Here is an 18,723-nt window from a genome sequence, read left to right as displayed (position 1 = left end):
GGTGCCGGGTGGATCCGCGGGAAAACCTATAGCACCGTGTTGCAGGATGAGTGCGTGTCCGACCCGCTCGAGAATCCCGTCCGGAGCGCGCTGACGGGACCACAGTGCTCCCTCGCCGACCACCGCGGCCGGGCGGCCCGCTACCGGCCCGACATCGCGCCGTTCTGCGCGCTGCCCCTGGACCCCGAGCCCGCGGACTGGGCGGACCTCGCGGCCCTGGTCGGCCCCGGCGGCGAGGCGGTCCTCGCCGGGCCCGCGCGGCCCGCCCCGGCGGGCTGGACGACGGTGATGGACCTGCCGGGCGTGCAGATGACCGGTGACGGCCTGGTCGCCGAGCCGGACCCGGAGGCCGTGCGGCTGGGCCCGGCGGACGTGCCGGAGATGCTCGACCTGGTCGCCCGCACCCGGCCTGGCCCGTTCAAGCAGCGGACCATCGAGCTGGGCACCTACCTGGGCATCCGCCGCGAGGGGGCGCTCGTCGCGATGGCCGGGGAGCGCATGCGGGTGCCGGGCCGCACCGAGATCTCGGCGGTCTGCACGGACCCGGCGGTGCGCGGGCAGGGCCTGGCGGCGCGGCTGATGCGGGCGGTGGCGGTGGGCATCCGGGAGCGCGGGGACGAGCCGTTCCTGCACGCCGCCGCGTCCAACACCGGCGCCATCCGGCTCTACGAGCACCTCGGGTTCACCCTGTCGCGCGAGCTGGTCTTCGTGGGGCTGACCAGGGTGTCGGCGGGTCAGTCCGCGGCCTGAGCCGGTGCGGTGACCACGTTCGTGGTCACAGCACCAGGTCGCGCGCGGCGAGGATCTCGTCGACCGCGCCGGGGGACAGGACCCGGTCGAGCACCAGGATCGCGCAGCCCGTCACGCCGCTGCGCCCGACGAGCGCGCCCGGCTCGACCCGCAGGCTCTGCGTGGCCGTGGCGACGGCCCGCTTGAACACCGACTCCCGGATGCCGGCGACCAGCGGCTCGTAGGCGCCGACGAGGTCGCCGCCGACCGTGATCACCGCGGGGTTGAGCAGGTTCACCGCGGCGGCGAGGACCTCGCCGATCCGCCGCCCCGCCTCCCGGACCAGGGTCACCGCCTCGGCGTCCCCGGCGCGGACGAGGTCCACGACGTCGGACACCGTGTCGACCGCGCGGCCCCGCACGACGAGGTCCCGGATCAGGGCGGACCCGCTGGCCAGGATCTCGATGCAGTCCACGTTGCCGCAGTGACAGGGCATGCCCGGGCCGTTCGCGACCTGGGTGTGCCCGATCTCGCCCGCCGAACCGCGCGCCCCGCGCTGCAGGACCCCGCCGCTCACGACGGCCGCGCCGATCCCGGTCGAGACCTTCAGCACGAGCAGGTCGTCGATGCCGGGGTGGGCGTGCTGCTCGGCGATCGCCATGACGTTCACGTCGTTGTCCACCCGCACCGGCACCGCGAAGTGCTCGTGCAGCAGCGGCGGGAGCTTCACCTCGGCCCAGCCCGGCAGCACCGGCACGCCGATGCTGCAGCCCGCCGTCGAGTCGACGGTGCCGGGGATGGACAGCCCGATGCCGCGGACCCCGGCCCGGTCGGCGCCCGCCTCGGCCAGGAGCCCGCCGAGCCGGTCGGCGACGGCGCGCATCACCGGCTCGGGGCCCGACCGCGCGCGGATGCGCAGCGAGTCCTGGGCCAGGACCGCGCCGGTGAGGTCGCAGACGGCCAGCGACGTGCGGCTCACCCCGACCGACGCGGCCAGCACGGTCCCGCCGCCCGCGTGGAACGCGAGCCGCGCGGCCGGCCTGCCGCCGGTCACCGCGCCGCCCTGCACCTCGCTGACCAGGCCCTCGGCCAGCAGCCGGTCGACGCGCGCCGCGACCGCCGTGCGGGACAGGCCCGTGGCCCGGCCGATCTCGGTGCGTGTCGCGACCGCGCCCTGGCGGATCAGCGCGAACACCTCGCCCGCCGTCGCGGGTGCCGCCGTCGGCCGCCGCCCCCGGAGCGCTCCGGTCATGACTTCCCCTCACCTGCTGATGTACCGAAGATGCCACATTTCTGTCTTTCGTGTGCGCAAGACACCACGCGGGATCCGCTGTATCAGCGGTCCGGGTTCGGCGCTCTGTCCCGACGTGGGGGAGGGGACCGTCGGACCGGGGCCGAGGGGGTGGTGTGGGCGCGACCGGCGGTCGCCGTGTCCACACCGGCCCCGGTTCGCGGCTCGCACCCCCGTGCGGGCGGACGGGGTCTGCTGGACCCGGCGGCCGGGGCTGAATACCGTACGGACAGTGAGCGCCGCCAGCCGCCCGCCCCTGGTCGGGCGCACCGACGAGCTCGGCCTGCTCTCCGGCGCCCTGGCCGCGGCCGGGGCGGGCACGCCGGGTGTCGTCCTGGTGTCCGGCGAGGCGGGCGTCGGGAAGACCCGGCTGGTCACCGAGCTGGCGGCCGTCGCGGCCCGCACCGGCGCGCTCGTGCTGTCCGGCACCGCCGTCGACGTGGGGGAGAGTCCGCCGCTGCTGGCGCTGGGGCTGGCCGTCCGGGCGCTCGACGCCGAGGGGCGCGCCGCGCTCGACCCGTGGTCCGCCGAGCTGGCCGGGCTCGGGATCCTGCCCGGTGCCGGCGCGGCCGCCCACCCCCTCGACCTGGCCGGACGGGTGCTGCTCGGGGCGGCCGCGGACCGTCCCGTGCTGTGGATCGTCGAGGACGTGCAGTGGGCCGACCGCGCCACCCGGGACCTCGTGACCTATCTCACCGCCACGATGGGATCGGCGCGGCTGCTCGTCGTGGTGACCCACCGGGAGGGCGGCGGTTCCCCGGGGCTCGACGAGCTGGGCCTCGGTGGCCTGCGCCGCCACCCGCGGGTCCACGACCTGCGGCTCGCGCCCCTGGACCGGGCGTCGGTGGACGCGCTCGTCGCGGGGGCAGGTGTCCCCGCGGACCTCGCCGACTCCGGCGAGCTCGTCTGGCGCCGTTCGCGCGGGAACGCGTTCATCGCCGAGGAGACCCTGCGCGCGCTGCGGGACCGGGACGCCGCGGCCCTCACGGGCGGGCTGCGCGACCTCGTGCTCGGCCGGGTGCGCGCCCTCCCGCCGGACGCCCGCAGCGTCGTGCGGGCGCTCTCGGTGGCGGAGGGGACCGTCTCGCACGAGGTGACGGGCCTGGTCACCGCCCTGCCCGCCGACCGGCTGCTGGCCGCGGTGCGCGCGGCGGTGGACGAGGGCTCGGTCGTCGTGGAGGACGAGGGGTACCGGCTGCGCCACGGCCTGGCCGTGGACGTGGTGGCGGCGGACCTGCTCCCCGCGGAGCGCCGCGACCTGCACCGGCGCCACGCCCTCGCGCTGACGGAGCTCGGTGCCGCCGACCCCGCCGCCGCCGAGCCCGCCCTGCTGGCCCACCACTGGGACCGGGCGGGGGACGGCGGGCGCGCCCGGTCCGCCGCCGCGGCCGCGGCCGAGGCGGCCGAGCGGGTCCACGGCTACGCGGACGCCTTCCACCACTGGCAGCGGGTCGCCGACCTGGCCCGCGGGGCGGACGCCCCGGACCGGGCACCCGCGCTCGAACGGGCCGCCGAGGCCGCCCACCTCGCCGGGGAGCACGACGCGGCGATCACCGCGCTGCGCGCACGGCTCGATCTCGGCGGCGGCAGCGCGTTGCTGTCCCGGCTCGGCGGCTACCTGCTCGACGCGGGCCGCGGCACCGAGGCCGAACGCGTCTACCGCGAGGTCCTCGCCGCGGGTACGGACGCGGCCGCCCTGGCGGGCCACGCGGAGGCGCTGCTGCTCGGCGGCAGTCTCGCCGAGGCCCGGCAGGAGGCGGTCCGGTCCCTCGAGGTCGCGCGCGCGACCGGGGCGCTCGCCGAGCAGGCCCGCCTGCTGCTCACGCTGGGCTACAGCCTCGCCTACCTGGAGGACCCCGCCGCGGGCGCCGCCGCGCTGGCCGAGGGGCTGCGGGCGGCGGAGGAGAGCGGCTCGCCCGCGGTCCTCGGGCGCGCGTACCACCGCCGCGCGGAGCTGCTGTCCGGGCCGCTCGGCGCGATCACCGAGGGCATCGAGCTGGCGTTGACCGGGGCCCGCAGGCTCACCGAGCTGGGGCTCGGCCGCACCCACGGGGTGCGGCTGCTGTCCCTGGCCGCCAACGGCCAGTTCCGCGTGGGGCGCTGGGCGGAGGCGGATGCCGTGATCGAGCAGGCCTTCGCGGCGCGCCCGGCGGGCAGCGAGGCGATGGACATCCGGCTGTCCCGCGGCCGGATGCGGGTCGGCGAGGGCGACCTGGCGGGCGCGGCCGAGGACCTGGACGTCGTCGAGATGCTGGCGCACGACACCGCGGGCGCCCGGTACAAGGTCCCGCTGCTCACCCTGCGCGCCGGCCTGGCGATGTTCCACGGCAGGCCCGAGGAGGCGATCCCCCACACGCTGACCGGGTTGGCGCTCACGGCCGCGCACGACGACGTCTGGCTCGACGCCGCACTCGTCTGGCACGGCCTGCGGGCGCACGCCGAGTGCACCCGGCTGGATCGCCCCGCCCCGGACGCCGAGACCGTCGCGCTGCTCCGCCGCCACGCCGCCGAACTGCCGGCCCGGGCGGCGGGCGCGGCGCCCGCCGTCGCCGGGTCGGTGCAGATGTTCGCGCTGATGAGCGCGGCCGAGGTGACGCGGGCGGACGGGGCGTCGGACCCGGAGCGCTGGGGCGAGGTCGCCGAGGAGTGGGAGCGCCGGGACAATCCGTACAACGTGGCCTACGGGCTGCTGCGCCGGGCCGAGGCGCGGTTCGCGCAGCGCACCCGTTCCGCGGCCGCCGCGGACGACCTGACGCGGGCCCACGACCTGCTGGTGGGCCTCGGCGCCCGTCCGCTCCTCGCCGAGGTCCGCGACCTGGCCCGCCGCGCCCGGGTGGCGCTGCCCGAAGGGGGCCCACCGGTTCCGCCCGTCCCGGTGCCCGCGCAGCGGACCGACCGGCTGGCGAGCCTCACGCCGCGCGAGCGCGAGGTGCTGGCCGAGATCGCCGAGGGCCACACCAACCGCGAGATCGCGCGGCGGCTGTTCATCAGCGAGAAGACCGTGGGCATCCACGTCACCCACCTGTTCGCCAAGCTCGGCGTGCGCAGCCGGGTGCAGGCGGGCGCGCTGTGGGTCCGCTCCGCTAGCCGGCCCGCAGACCGCGCTCGGTGACGGCGGCGCGCAGCTGGGCGAGCGCGCGGGCCCGGGTCGGGCCGATCGAGCCCATGGGGATCCCGATGTCCGCGGTGATCCGTTCGTAGGTCCACGGCTCGTCGGCGAACAGCGCGGCCAGCAGCTCCCGCCGGCGGGACGGCAGCTCGGCGACCAGCCCCCGCACCTCCCGTGCGACCTCCGCCGACACGGCCCGGTGCTCCGGGCCGGGCACCGCGTCGGTCAGGAGCTCCCCGACGTCCGCCACGGGGATCCCGGCGTGCGCGCTGCGGTCCAGCAGCCGCAGGCACTCGCGGCCCGCGACGGTGGACAGCCAGCCCGCGAGGCGTTCGGCGTGCTGGATCCGGTCGGCGTGCTGCGCGAGCCGCAGCCAGGTGCCCGCCACCGCGTCCTCGGCGTCCGCGGGCTGCAGGCGGAAGCCGCGCACCCGGGCCCGGACCAGCCGTTCGTAGCGGTGCACGACCTCCCGCCAGGCGGCGGGTTCGCCGCAGGCGACGCGGCGGAGCAGGTCGTCGTCGGGTGTGGGCACGGGCACGGGCACGGGCGCGGACAACGGCTGCCTCCGACGGGGAGCGTCACGCTGCGGACCCGACGGAGCCTTCCGCGCGCCGCCGGTCCGCGCGTCGGGGCAACGCCCTAGGGGGGTGGGGCCGACCCCCCTATTTCGCCGGCACGGACGCTAGTGGGTGCGGTCGGTCACCGGCGTCCGGTTGATCCACGCGGCGGCGGCGGGCGCGAAGCCCCGCCGGCGCGGGTCCCACTCGCCGGTGTCCGGCGGCTCGGCGGCCGAGCGGTCGGTCGCGAGGGCCCCGCACGGGCCGACGTGCAGGGCGGAGTGCACCCAGTGGAGGCCGCCGTCCGGCAGCGCGCCGTCGATGTGGGCGAGCGTGACGTGCCGCTCGCGGGCGGGGTCGATCGGTGCGTAGCAGCGCTCGCAGAGCAGGATCGCCACGGTCGCCTCCGGGGTGTCGAGTAGCCCCGTGATCGACGCTGAAGCAGGGGTGCAGGTCCGACAACGGTACGTCCTTCCCCGCAGGTCGCAGTACGTGGCGTCGCGCACGTCGGGTCCCGTTCCGCACGCTGCGTCGGATTGTCGGGGCCAGGCGCTACCCTCGAATTCCACGCATGTAGTTCTCGGGAGGTGCCATGCGCCTGGTCCACGCCGCGGACCTGCACCTGGACAGCCCGCTGCTGGGCCTGTCCCGTCTGGCGGACAGCGACCTGGCCGCCACGCTGCGCCGGGCCACCCGCCGGGCCTGCGAGAACCTGGTGGACCTGTGCGTCGCCGAGCGGGCGGACGCGCTGCTCCTGGCCGGGGACGTCTACGACGGGAACTGGCGGGACTACGCCACCGGCGCCTTCTTCGTCCGGCAGCTCTCCCGGCTGCACGACGAGGGGATCCCGGTCTTCCTGATCAACGGCAACCACGACGCGGAGAGCGAGATCACGCGCTCGCTGCGGCTCCCGCCGAACGTGCACCGGCTCGCCACCGACCGCCCCGAGACCGTGGTGCTCGACGAGGTGGGCCTGGCCGTGCACGGCCAGGGCTTCGCCACCCGCGCGGTGCTGGAGAACCTCGTCCCGGCCTACCCGGACCGCCTCCCGGGGCTGGTGAACGTGGGCCTGCTGCACACGTCGGTCACCGGCGCCGAGGGCCACGACTCCTACGCCCCCTGCACCCCGGAGGACCTCGAGCGCTGCCGCTACGAGTACTTCGCCCTCGGCCACGTCCACGACCGGCGGGTGGTCGCGGACGGCGAGCACGTGGCGGCGTTCAGCGGGAACCTGCAGGGCAGGCACCCGCGCGAGCCGGGGGCCAAGGGCGCCACGGTCGTCGAGGTCGAGCCCGGCGGGCGGGCGCAGCTGCGCCACGAGGTGTGCGACGTGGCGCGCTGGACCCACATCCGGCTGGACGTGTCGGGCCTGGGAGACGCGGACGAGGTGCTGGACGCGCTGGACGGGCGGCTGCGAGACGTCGGGCTGGAGGCGGGGTCCCGGCCGGTCGCCGCCCGGGTCACGCTCGACGGCGCCACGGCGGCCGCCCCCGCCCTGCTGGACGCCGAGTGGCTGCGCGCCGAGATCGACATCGTCGCGGAGAAGTCCGGGGCCGTCGTCGAGACGGTGCGCAACCGGACCCGCTCACCCCGCGCCGCCGCCGCGCAGGCCGCCGTGGACGAGGAGCTGGCGGGCGCGGTGGCCGCGGCGGCGGAGCGGCTCGTGGCGGACCCGTCGCAGGTGGAGGCCATGGTGGCGCCGCTGGAACGCGAGGTCGGGCGCCGGCTGCGCGGCGCGGGGCTGGATCTGCGCGACCACGCCGGGCTGGCGGCGCTAGCGCGGCGGGCCGAGGAGGAGCTGCGGGCGCGGCTGGCGGGGTCCGGCTGATGCGGATCACCGGGCTGACCCTCGAGCGCTACGGCACCCACGAGGGCCGGCTGCTCGCGCTCGGTCCCGGCCTCACGCTCGTCACCGGCCCGAACGAGGCGGGCAAGTCCACCCTGCTCGACGCGGTGTCCGATCTGCTCTGGGGCTTCCCCCGGCCCGTCCGCCACGCCTACGCCGCGTCCCCCGCGCGGCTGGCGATCGCGGCCGAGATCGCGCTGGAGGACACCGAGCTGGAGGTCCGCCGCACCACCCGCGGGCTGTTCGGGCCGGAGGGCACCGCGGTCGAGGCGCCGTGGGGGCCGGGCGGCGCGCACGCCCGGCGCACCTGGGCGCAGAGCTTCGGGCTCGGCCACCAGGCGCTGCGCGAGGGCGGGGCGCGGCTGTGCGAGGGCGGCGGCGAGCTCGCCGAGCTGGTCTTCACCGCGCGCAGCGGGCGTGACGTGCGCGCGGTCCTCGCCGAGCTGGACGACGAGGCGGACCGCCTCTACAAGGAGCACCGGAACGCCTCCACGGTCGAGCTGCGCCGGGCGATCAGCGCGTACGAGCACGTCGACGCCGCGATGGCCGAGCAGATGTCGCGCGCGGGAGACGTCGCCGCGCTCGCCGAGGAGATCGAGCGGCTCGAACGGCGGGCCGCGGGCCTGGCCCGCGACCGCGAGGCGGCGGACCGCGCGGGCGTCGAGGCCCAGCAGCGGCTGCGGGCGTACTCGGCCGCGCGGTCGGTGGCGCGGCGGCGGGCCGAGCTGGCCGCGCTCGCGGCCTCGGGCGTGGTGCTGGACGCGGCGCGCCTCGCCGAGTTCGACACCGCCCGGTCCGCCCGGGACGCCGCAGAGGCGGCGCTGGACGAGCTGGAGGCCCGGCTGCGGGACCTGCGCGCCGAACGCGCCGAGATCCGCGTGGAGGACGCGCTCACCGCGGACGCCGAGCGGATCCGCGTCCTCGACGGCGAGCGGCAGACCCGGGAGGCCGAGTCCGCCCGGCTCGCGGACCTGCGCGCCGAGTCGGCGGCCCGGGCCCGCGAGGCCGAGGAGCTCGTCGAGCGGATCGAGCCGGGAGTGGACGCGCGGGTGCTGCGTCGGCGCCTGGAGCAGCTCACGGTGCCCGCCGACCGGGCGTCGGACCTGGCGGCGCTGGGCGAGGAGGTGGAGCGGGCGCAGGCCGCCGCGGAGCGGGCCGCCGAGGCGCACCGGCAGGCCCGCCGGACCGCCCGCGAGGCCGCCGAGGGCACCGCGGGCCCGGACTCCGCGGCCGTCGCCCGGGTGGTCGAGGCGCACCGCGCCGTCCGCGCCGCGGGCTCCGCCGCCACCCTGCGCCGTGAGGCACTCCGCGAGGCCGCGGACGCCGCCCTCCGCGCGACCCGGGCGCTGACCGGCACCGCCCTCCCCCCACCTGCACTCGACGAACGGCGCGTTCGTTCAGACCTCGTGAGCGAAGGCGCCGCTCGCTCCGCGGTCCTGCCCGACGCGGTCCTGCCCGACGCGGTGCTGCCCGATGCGGTGCCGCCCGCCGATGCGGTGCCCGAGCCCCCCGCGGCCGCGCGGATCGCCGCGCACCGCGCCGCACTGCGGCAGGCCGCGGAGGCGGACGGGCAGGCGCGGCGGGAGGCGCACCGGGCCACCCGCCGTCGGGACGCGGCGCGGGCCGCGCTCGACCGGCTGGTCGCCGACGGAGCCCCGGCGGACCCCGCCGCGCTGGCCGCCGCCCGCGCGGCCCGGGACGCCGCGGTGGACACCCTCCTCGCCGCCGCCCGCGAGAGCACGGCCCACCCCACCCCCGAGATCCACGGTCCGGGAGGGGAACGGTCGATTCCCGACCCCTCCGCTCCCCAGGAACGGATCACAACCCAGCCCGCCCCCAAGATCCACGGTCCGGGAGCGGAGGGGTCGATTTCCGACCCTCACGCTCCCCACGGACGGATCACGGCCCACCCCGCCCCCGAGATCCACAGTCCGGGAGCAGGGGGGTCGATTTCCGACCGCCCCGCTCCCGGGGAGTGGATCACTGTCCCGGACGGCTCCGCGGCTCCGCACCGCGCCCCTGACCAGGCCTCCGCGGCCTCGCCCAGCCCTGAGATCCACTCGTCGGAAGACGAGAGGTCGCTGCCCGACCCCTCCGATCCCCACGGACGGATCACGGCCCAGCCCACCCCCGAGATCCACACGTCGGGAGGAGAGAGGTCGATTCCCGACCGCCCCGCTCCCGAAGAGTGGATCACGGCCGCAGACGGCTCCGCGGCTCCGCCGCGCGCCCCGCACCAGGCCTCCGCGGCCTCGCCCAGCCCTGGGATCCACTCGTCGGAAGACGAGAGGTCGCTGCCCGACCCCTCCGCTCCCCAGGAACGGATCACGGCCCAGCCCATCCCCGAGATCCACACGTCGGGAGGAGAGAGGTCGATTCCCGACCGCCCCGCTCCCGAGGAGTGGATCACGGCCGCGGACGGCTCCGCGACTCCCGTGACACAGCTGCCCCAGACTCCCGCCCCCGAGATCCACGGTCCGGGAGCGGACGGGTCGACTCCCGACCGCCCCGCTCCCCACGAGCGGATCACCAGCTTGGCCGAGGCGGCGATCGCCGTCGAGCGGGCGGTGCGGGAGGCGGACCGGCTCGCGGACGGGATGATCACCGCCGCGGACCGGATGGCCGAGCTGACCCGCGCCCGTGCGGAGCTGACCGCCACCGAGGAGGAGCTCGCGGCCGCCGAGCGGGCCGCCGAGGCCGCCGCGGCGGCGCGGACCGAGGCCCGGGAGCGCTGGACCGCCCTCTGGGCGGACGTCCCGGCTCCGCACCCGGACGAGGCGGACACCGTCCGCGCCGCCCTGCTGGCCGCGCGCACCGCGCTGGCCGAGCGCGACCACGCCCTGGCCCGCGCCCGGGACCTCGTGGCGGACGAGCAGGCGCAGGCCCGCACGCTCGCCGCCGCGCTCGAGGCGGCGGGGCGGCCTCGGCCGGGTGCCGACCTGGACGCGCTGCTGCACGCCGCCGCCGATCTCGAGGCCGAGGCGGACGCGGCCCGGGACCGGCGCACCGTCCTGGCCCGGCTGCGGGCGGACGCCGAGCGCGCCGCCGCCGAGGCGGACGCGCGTCGCCACGACCTCGACCAGGTCCTGGTCCGCTGGCGGCACGCCCTGCGTGCCGCGGGGGAGCCGGGAGACCTCGGCCCGGGCGCCTGGCGGATGCGCCGGGAGGTGCTGGCCGCCGCGGTGCGCGCGGAGGCGGACGCCCGCGGTCTGGCGGCCGAGGCCAAGCGGCTGGCCGCTCGGGTCTCGGCCCACGAGAAGGCGGTCGCGGCCCTGGCCGAGCGACACCTGGGTGCGCCCGCCTCCCCGGCCGTGGCGTTGCCGGAGCTGACCGACCGGGTGCGGGAGGCGGCGGCCGCCGCGGTGTCCGCCCGGCACGTCGACGCGCTGCTGGAGCAGACCGAGTCCGAGGCCCGACGGGTGCGGCGCGAGGCCGCCGCGGCCCGCGGCAGGCTGGACCGCCTCGCCGTCGAGCTGTGGCTCACCTCGACCCCCGAGGAGGGTGGGCTGGACGCGGCCGCCGAGCGGGGCCGCGAGGCCGTGCGGATCTCCGCCGAGGAGCAGACCGCCCTGGCGCTGCTGCGCACCGCGGCCCCGGACCTCGACGCGGACGAGCTGGTCGCGGCCTCGGAGACGGCGGAGGAGTCGGGCCTGGCCGCGGACCTCGACCAGGCCAGGGCCACCGCCGCGGCCCTCTCCCAGGAGGCGGCCGAGCTCTACGAGCAGCTCGGCAGGCTGCGGGACCGGCGCCGGGTCCTGGAGGGGGCGGACGGCGCCGCGGTGCTGCACGCCGAGGCGCAGGAGCACCTGGCCCGCGCGGCCGAGGCGGCGGAGCGCTACGTCGTGGTGCACCTGCAGCGCGAGACGCTGCGTCGCGAGCTGGAGGGCTACGAGCGCAGGCACTCGTCGCCGCTGCTGGAGGAGGCGGGCGGGCTGCTCGCGCGGCTCACCGGCGGCCGGTTCACCGCGCTGCGGCCGGGTGGCACGGGGGAGTCCCGCACGCTCGTGGCCGTGCGGGCGGACGGGGAGGAGCTCGGTCCCGAGCGGCTGTCCGAGGGCACCGCCGACCAGGTCTTCCTCGCGTTGCGGCTGGCCGGCATCCGACAGCTGCAGGCCGAGCGCCGCGCGGCCGGGCTGCCGGTGGTCCCCGTCGTGCTCGACGACGTCCTCATGACCTTCGACGACGTCCGCGCCGCCGCCGCGCTCGCCGTCCTCGCCGAGCTGGCCGCGGACTGGCAGGTCCTGCTGTTCTCCCACCACGACCACCTCGCCGCCCTCGCGGGCGACGCGACCGTGATCGACCTCGGCGCCCCGGCCCCGTTGCTGGCCTCCTGAACGGGCACGTCCGTGTCGCCGGCAGGATCTCCGGCGTGATGGATCCGTGCGGTGAGCACTTCACGATCGTCTCCGGCGCGGCCCGGGCGGCGGTGAGCGAGGTCGGGGCGGGGCTGCGGTACTTCGCCGTCGGCGAGACCCTGTACACCGAGCCCGTCCCGGACGGCTCCCGGCCCCCGCGCGGTTCGGGCGCCCTGCTCGCGCCCTGGCCGAACCGCGTCGCGGGCGGCCGCTGGACGTGGGAGGGGCGGACCCAGCAGCTGGCGCTGAGCGAACCCGCCGCGGGCAACGCGATCCACGGTCTGCTCCGCCACGCCTTCTGGCGCCCCTCGGACCAGACGGACGCGGCGATCACCCTGACGGCGACCGCGCCGCCGCAGAACGGGTGGCCGCAGCCGGTCACCGTCGCCGTCACCTACCGGGTCGGGGACGACGGGCTGTCCGTCGAGACCACCGCGACCAACGAGGGCTCCGGCCCGATCCCGTTCGGCCTCGGCTTCCACCCGTACCTGCGGATCGGGGACACCCCGACCGACGACTGCACCCTCACCCTCGCCGCCCGCGCGCAGCTCCCGCTGCGCGACCAGATCCCGAGCGGCCCGCTCGCGCCACGGGACACCACGTTCCCGCTGGCCACCACGACCCTGGACGACGCGTTCGGGGACTGCGTCCCCACCGACGGCCTCGTCCGCCACACCCTGACCGGTCCGGACGGCGGCGTCGAGCTCTGGGCGGACCCCGCCTTCGGGTGGGTGCAGGTGTTCACCCCGGACGACATGCCCGGCCACGGCCGGGCCGTCGCCGTCGAGCCCATGACGTGCCCGCCGGACGCCCTGAACTCCGGCACGGACCTGCAGATCCTCGAGCCGGGGGAGTCCTGGACCGGGAGCTGGGGGCTGCGTCCGTTCTGAGCCGGCTCCGCCCTGCCCCGGCGGCGGCGGGCCGTTAGGCTCGGCCCTCGTCGGAGCAGACGTGGGAGGAGAGCCATGGTGTCGCTGGTCGGGGGCGTGCCACCGCAGCTCGACGGGGTGGAGGTCCCGTCCTACGACCGGTCCGAGGTGACGGTCGGCATCGTCCACTTCGGAGTGGGCGGCTTCCATCGGGCGCACCAGGCGATGTACGTCGACGCCCTGATGAACGAGGGCGAGGCCCTGGACTGGGGCATCTGCGGCGTCGGCGTGCTGCCGGGGGACCGGCGGATGCAGGAGGTGCTGACCGCGCAGGAGGGGCTCTACACGCTCGTCGAGAAGCAGTCCGACGGGTCGTTGCGGCCGCGGGTGATCGGCTCGATCGTCGAGTACCTCTTCGCGCCGGACTCGCCCGAGGCCGTCATCGAGAAGATGGCCGCCCCAGGCACCCGGATCGTGTCGCTGACGATCACGGAGGGCGGCTACACGATCGACCAGGTCACCGGCGAGTTCGACGCCGAGGACCCCGCCGTCCGCGCCGACCTCGCCGCGGGCGCGGTGCCCGCCACGGTGTTCGGCCTGGTCACCGAGGCCCTGCGCCGCCGCCGCGAGCGCGGCCTGCCCGGCTTCACGATCATGAGCTGCGACAACATCCAGGGCAACGGCGACACCGCCGCCCGCACGTTCGCGGCGTTCGCGCGGCTCAAGGACGCCGGGCTGGCCACCTGGATCGAGGAGAACGTCGGCTTCCCGAACTCCATGGTGGACCGCATCACCCCCGCCACCAGCCCCGAGGACACCGCGCGCCTCGCCGAGGAGTTCGACCTGGAGGACGGCTGGCCGGTCGTCTGCGAGCCGTTCACGCAGTGGGTGCTCGAGGACCACTTCACGGCGGGCCGCCCGCCGTTCGAGGACGTCGGGGTGCAGCTCGTCGAGGACGTCGTCCCGTACGAGCTGATGAAGCTGCGCCTGCTCAACGCCGGGCACCAGGCCCTGGGCTACCTCGGCTTCCTGGCGGGGCACCGGTACGTCCACGAGGTGGCGGGCGACCCGCTGTTCGCGCGTTTCCTGCGCGCCTACATGGACCACGAGGGCACGCCGACGCTGTCCCCGGTCCCGGGCGTGGACCTCGACGAGTACAAGACGACGCTGATCGAGCGCTTCGCCAACCCCGGCGTCGCCGACACCCTGGCGCGCATCAACTTCGGCAGCTCCGACCGCATCTCGCTGTGGGTGCTCCCGGTGATCCGCCACCAGCTCGAGCACGGCGGCGAGCTGGAGCGCGCCGCCGCGGTCGTCGCGGGCTGGGCGCGCTACGCCGAGGGCGTCGACGAGAAGGGCGAGCCGATCGACGTCCAGGACCGCCTCGCCGAGACCCTGGTCCCACTCGCGCGGACCCAGCGCGAGAACCCGACGGCGTTCATCGAGAACACCGCCGTCTTCGGCGACCTCGCCCGGCAGGAGCGCTTCCGCGAGGCCTACCTGTGGGCGCTGGACTCCCTGCACGACAAGGGCGCCCGGGCGACGGTGGAGGCGCTGGTCGCCCGCTGAGGTTGCGCACGTTTCGTGCGCTCAGTGCTGCGTGGTCGTCGGTTCCGTGCGCTGAGCGCTGTTGCGACCGCAACCAGAGCACGAAACGTGCGGCCACTCGGCACCATGGAGCGATGGGGGACACACCGCCGCTGATCGGTGCGGCCGACATGGAGACGCCGTTCTACCTGAGGGACCAGCAGCGGGCGGCCGAGGCGGGGCCGTGGACCATCGCGCGCGGGCTGCCGCGCACGGTGTCGGTGCTGGTCGGGTGGGCGTGGCGCGCCTCGCCCGGGTTCACCGTGCTGTCCGGCGTCGTGAGCCTCGCCGCGGCGGGGGTCACCGCCTTCGGCCTGCTCGCGACGGCGGACGTCTTCACGGGTCTGCTCGCCGCCGTCCCGACACCGGAGCGCCTGCTCGCCGCGCTCCCCGCGATGGCGTGGGTCGTCGCCGCGCTGGCGGGCCGGGCGCTGCTGGACGCCGCCGCGGGGGCGGTGAAGTCGGAGCTGTCCCCGCGGATCGAGCGCGAGGCCGAGGACGAGCTGTACTCCCGGCTGGTGCGGGTGGAACTGATCGCGTTCGACGACCCGGACTTCGCCGAGCTGGTGCAGCGCAACGCTTACGGATCGATCATGCGCATCCGGATCGGCGTGGACCTGCTGGAGAACCTGATCGCCTCGACGGTCACCCTGCTCGCCGCGGTGGTCGCGGCGGCCGTGCTCCATCCCCTGCTCGCGCCGCTCGTGCTGATCACGGGGCTCCCGCAGGCCTGGGCGAGCGTGCGCGCCCGGCAGGCCGACATGGCCTCGATCGTGGAGCTGAACTCGGCGAACCGGCGGCGAGGGGTCACCGGATACCTGATCACCGGCCGGGACCCGGCGGCGGAGCTGCGCGCCTACACGGCCCGCGAGGTGGTGCTGCGGGAGCACCGGCGCATCGCCGCCGAGCTGATGCGCGGCGCGATCCGGCTGGGGCACCGGCAGAACCGCCTCGCGACGACCGGGCGCGGCCTGTCCGGCCTGGTCACCGGCGCGGCGTACGGCGTCCTCGCGCTGATCGCATGGGCGGGGTGGCTGCCGCTGGCCCTCGCCGGCACGGCGGTCGTCGCGATGCAGCGCGCGAGCGGCGCGATCCTGAGCGGCGTGTACGCGGTGAACGGCCTGTTCGAGGTGGGCGTGCACCTCGACCTGATGCAGACCTGCGTCGAGACCCTCGACGCCCGCACCCGACCACCCGGCGTCCGGGAGCTGCCCGGCGACCCGGGAACGATCGAGCTGGCGCACGTGTCGTTCCGCTATCCCGGCGCCGCCGCGGACGCCCTGCACGACATCGACCTCACCTTCCGCCGCGGCGAGGTGATCGCCCTCGTGGGGGAGAACGGGTCGGGCAAGACCACCCTGTCCACCCTGCTCACCGGCCTGATGCTGCCCACCGCGGGCGAGGTGCGCTGGGACGGGGTGCCCACCTCCGCGGTCGACGAGGACGCGCTGCTCGACCGGGTCGGCGTCGTCCGGCAGGAGCCGCTGCGCTGGCCGATGACGGCGGAGAACAACGTCCGCATCGGCAGGCTCGAACGACCGGACCCCACCGACGCGCTGTTCCGGGACGCGGTGGACCGCTCCGGTGCCCACACCGTCGTCGACGAGGTCGGCCGGGACTCCATGCTGTCCAAGGAGTTCCAGGGCGGCCGGGACCTCTCCGGCGGGCAGTGGCAGCGCATCGGCGTCGCCCGCGGGCTCTACCGCGACGCGCCGGTCGTCGTGGCGGACGAGCCGACGGCGGCGATGGACGCCCGCGCCGAGAAGGCGGTGTTCGGGGCGTTGCGGGCCGGGGGTGCGGACCGGCTGACGGTCCTGGTCACCCACCGGCTCGCGAACATCCGGGACGCCGACCGGATCGTGGTGCTGCGCGACGGCCGCGTCCTCGAACAGGGCACGCACGAGGAGCTGATGGCCCTGGACGGCGAGTACGCGGAGCTCTACACCATCCAGGCCGAGGCGTTCAGTCGTGCGCCAGCAGCGCCGCCCCGATGATCCCGGCCTCGTTGAGCAGCTCGGCGGGGACCAGGGGGGTGCGGGTGCTGACGTAGGGGCTCCAGCGGGAGAACTTCTTGCTCACCCCGCCGCCGACCACGATCAGGTCCGGCCACAGCAGGTTCTCGATGTGCTGGTAGTACCGCGTCAGCCGGGCTCCCCAGTCCTCCCAGGACAGGTCCTCGCGCTCGCGGGCCGAGTCGGCGGCGCGGGTCTCGTAGTCCACGCCGTCGAGCTCCACGTGGCCCAGCTCGGTGTTGGGGACCAGCCGCCCGCCGATCACCAGCGCCGACCCGATCCCGGTGCCCAGGGTGGACACGAGCACGGTTCCGTCGTGCCCCTTCGCCGCGCCGTACTCGACCTCCGCCATGCCCGCGGCGTCGGCGTCGTTCACCACGAGCGCCTTGCGCCCGGTGACGTGCTTGATCACGTGGTGGGCGTCCGCGCCGATCCAGGTCTTGTCCACATTGGCCGCGGTCTGGGTGACCCCGTGCTGGACGACCGCGGGGAAGGTGCAGCCGAAGGGGTCCTTCCAGCCGAAGTGGTCGAGGATCTGCCCGACGACCTCCGCCACCGCCTCCGGGGTGGACGGCTGCGGCGTGGGGATGCGCAGCCGCTCGTCGGCCAGCTTCCCCTTCTCCAGGTCCACGGGCGCGCCCTTGATCCCGGACCCGCCGATGTCGATCCCCAGGCCGACGTGCTTGCGGCTCATGCCAGCGCCCCCTTGACGACCTCTTGTGCCTCTTCCTGGATCCGCGCCAGGTGCTCGGGTCCGAGGAAGCTCTCCGCGTAGACCTTGTACACGTCCTCGGTGCCGGACGGGCGGGCGGCGAACCAGCCGTGCTCCGTGGTCACCTTCAGCCCGCCGAGCGGGGCGCCGTTGCCCGGCGCCGTGGTCAGGCGGGCGGTGATCTCCTCGCCCGCCAGCGAGGTGGCCGTGACATCCGAGGCGGACAGCTTGCCCAGCTTCGCCTTGTCCTCCCGCGAGCAGGCCACGTCGATCCGGGCGTAGGCGGGCGCGCCGAACCGCTCGGTCAGCTCGGCGTAGTGCTCCGACGGCGTCCGGCCGGTGACCGCGGTGATCTCCCCGGCGAGCAGGCAGAGGATGATCCCGTCCTTGTCCGTCGACCACGGGCGGCCGTCCGTGCGCAGGAACGACGCCCCCGCGCTCTCCTCGCCGCCGAACGCGATGCTCCCGTCGCGCAGACCGGGGACGAACCACTTGAACCCGACCGGCACCTCGAGCAGCTCCCGGCCCAGGTCGGCGGCCACCCGGTCGATCATCGACGAGCTCACCGCCGTCTTCCCGACGGCCGCGCCCGCGGGCCAGCCGGGGCGGTGCGCGTAGAGGTACCGGATGGCGACGGCGAGGTAGTGGTTCGGGTTCATCAGCCCGGCGTCCCGGGTGACGATGCCGTGCCGGTCGGAGTCCGCGTCGTTGCCGGTGGAGATCGTGAACCGGTCCTTGCCCGCGACGAGCGAGGCCATGGCGTAGGGGGAGGAGCAGTCCATGCGGATCTTGCCGTCCCAGTCCAGCGTCATGAACGCGAACGTCGGGTCGACCGTCGGGTTCACCACCGTCAGGTCGAGCTTGTAGCGCTCGGCGATGGCGCCCCAGTAGTCCACGGACGCGCCGCCGAGCGGGTCGGCGCCCAGCACGACCCCGGCGCCGCGCACGGCGTCGAGGTCCACGACGGAGCCGAGGTCGCTGACGTAGGCGTCGAGGAAGTCGTACGTGCCCCGCTCGGCCCGCTCGATCGGGGTCCGCCGCACCCCGCGCAGCCCGGCCTCCAGGAGTTCGTTCGCGCGGCCTGCGATCCAGCCGGTCGCGTCCGTGCCCGCGGGGCCGCCGTCCGGCGGGTTGTACTTGAAGCCGCCGTCCGCGGGCGGGTTGTGCGAGGGCGTGACGACGACGCCGTCCGCGAGCCCCGCGGTGCGCCCCGCGTTGTGGGTGAGGATGGCGTGCGAGACGGCGGGGGTGGGGGTCCAGCGGTCGCGGCTGTCCACCAGCACCCGGACCCCGTTGGCGGACAACACCTCCACCGCGGTGACCCAGGCGGGGTCGGACAGCGCGTGGGTGTCCTTGCCGAGGAACAGCGGGCCGTCGGTGCCCTGCTGCGCGCGGTACTCCGCGATGGCCTGGCTCGTGGCGGCGATGTGGTCGTCGTTGAACGTGGCGCTCAGCGCGGACCCGCGGTGCCCCGAGGTCCCGAACGCCACCCGCTGGGCGGCCACGGCGGGATCGGGGTGCACGTCCGCGTAGGCGGCGAGCAGGGCCGACAGGTCGACGAGGTCCTCGGGCAGGGCGGGGGTGCCCGCCCGCGGGTGGTTGGCCATGACCGGCAGCCTACGGCTGCTCGTGAGCGGTCAGTAGTGCTGGAGCACC

General features: G+C 76.3%; 12 protein-coding genes. 7 read left to right on the top strand and 5 right to left on the bottom strand.

The genetic code is table 11. The features are described 5' to 3' along the window. Window positions 1-54 precede the first annotated feature (54 nt). Entirely contained in the window at window positions 55-750 is a 696-nt protein-coding gene (locus L3X23_RS10335; RefSeq protein WP_237192005.1) for a GNAT family N-acetyltransferase, read from the top strand. 25 nt (window positions 751-775) lie between these two features. Here L3X23_RS10335 and L3X23_RS10330 read toward each other — a convergent pair whose 3' ends face one another. Next, a complete protein-coding gene (locus tag L3X23_RS10330) occupies window positions 776-1,981 on the bottom strand; it encodes an ROK family transcriptional regulator (RefSeq protein ID WP_237192004.1) in 1,206 nt (401 codons plus the stop codon). Window positions 1,982-2,252: 271 nt separating this feature from the next. Between L3X23_RS10330 and L3X23_RS35855 the strand changes: the two genes are divergently transcribed. Then, a complete protein-coding gene (locus L3X23_RS35855) occupies window positions 2,253-5,132 on the top strand; it encodes an AAA family ATPase (RefSeq protein ID WP_308116890.1) in 2,880 nt (959 codons plus the stop codon). On the opposite strand, the gene L3X23_RS10315 is transcribed toward L3X23_RS35855, so the two are convergent. Together L3X23_RS10315 and L3X23_RS10310 are read right to left on the bottom strand one after the other, a co-directional pair. Beyond that, window positions 5,104-5,685: an RNA polymerase sigma factor gene (locus tag L3X23_RS10315; protein WP_237192003.1), complete on the bottom strand. Its 582-nt coding sequence runs from the start codon at window positions 5,683-5,685 to the stop codon at window positions 5,104-5,106. The two genes, L3X23_RS35855 and L3X23_RS10315, sit on opposite strands and share 29 nt — an antisense overlap. Before the next feature lie 126 nt (window positions 5,686-5,811). Beyond that, window positions 5,812-6,084, bottom strand: a complete 273-nt coding sequence (locus L3X23_RS10310; RefSeq protein ID WP_237192002.1) for a hypothetical protein — start codon at window positions 6,082-6,084, stop codon at window positions 5,812-5,814. A 194-nt stretch (window positions 6,085-6,278) separates the two neighbouring features. On the opposite strand from L3X23_RS10310, the gene L3X23_RS10305 reads away from it, so the two are divergent. From L3X23_RS10305 to L3X23_RS10285, 5 genes are all read left to right on the top strand, one after another. After that, entirely contained in the window at window positions 6,279-7,514 is a 1,236-nt protein-coding gene (locus L3X23_RS10305; RefSeq protein WP_093078057.1) for a DNA repair exonuclease, read from the top strand. Then, window positions 7,514-11,866 (top strand): AAA family ATPase, encoded by a 4,353-nt coding sequence (locus L3X23_RS35850; RefSeq protein WP_305080926.1) that lies wholly within the window; start codon window positions 7,514-7,516, stop codon window positions 11,864-11,866. Before L3X23_RS10305 ends, L3X23_RS35850 begins: the two co-directional genes overlap by 1 nt. 38 nt (window positions 11,867-11,904) lie before the next feature. After that, window positions 11,905-12,777, top strand: a complete 873-nt coding sequence (locus L3X23_RS10295; RefSeq protein WP_237197988.1) for an aldose 1-epimerase family protein — start codon at window positions 11,905-11,907, stop codon at window positions 12,775-12,777. A gap of 75 nt (window positions 12,778-12,852) precedes the next feature. Next, window positions 12,853-14,325 (top strand): mannitol dehydrogenase family protein, encoded by a 1,473-nt coding sequence (locus L3X23_RS10290; protein WP_237192001.1) that lies wholly within the window; start codon window positions 12,853-12,855, stop codon window positions 14,323-14,325. Window positions 14,326-14,438: 113 nt separating this feature from the next. Next, window positions 14,439-16,337: an ABC transporter ATP-binding protein gene (locus L3X23_RS10285; RefSeq protein WP_237192000.1), complete on the top strand. Its 1,899-nt coding sequence runs from the start codon at window positions 14,439-14,441 to the stop codon at window positions 16,335-16,337. Here L3X23_RS10285 and ppgK read toward each other — a convergent pair. Together ppgK and pgm are read right to left on the bottom strand one after the other, a co-directional pair. Next, complete coding sequence (gene ppgK / locus L3X23_RS10280; protein WP_237191999.1) at window positions 16,306-17,049, bottom strand: polyphosphate--glucose phosphotransferase; 744 nt, start codon at window positions 17,047-17,049, stop codon at window positions 16,306-16,308. The two genes, L3X23_RS10285 and ppgK, sit on opposite strands and share 32 nt — an antisense overlap. Continuing rightward, the gene (pgm, locus tag L3X23_RS10275) at window positions 17,046-18,674 is read right to left on the bottom strand and encodes a phosphoglucomutase (alpha-D-glucose-1,6-bisphosphate-dependent) (RefSeq protein WP_237191998.1); all 1,629 of its coding nucleotides are present in this window, start codon (window positions 18,672-18,674) and stop codon (window positions 17,046-17,048) included. Before pgm ends, ppgK begins: the two co-directional genes overlap by 4 nt. Window positions 18,675-18,723: the final 49 nt, after the last annotated feature.

This window comes from Pseudonocardia sp. WMMC193 (genome assembly GCF_021728735.1).
Classification (GTDB): domain Bacteria; phylum Actinomycetota; class Actinomycetes; order Mycobacteriales; family Pseudonocardiaceae; genus Pseudonocardia; species Pseudonocardia oroxyli.
This window is presented reverse-complemented; position numbering and strand designations above follow the sequence as displayed.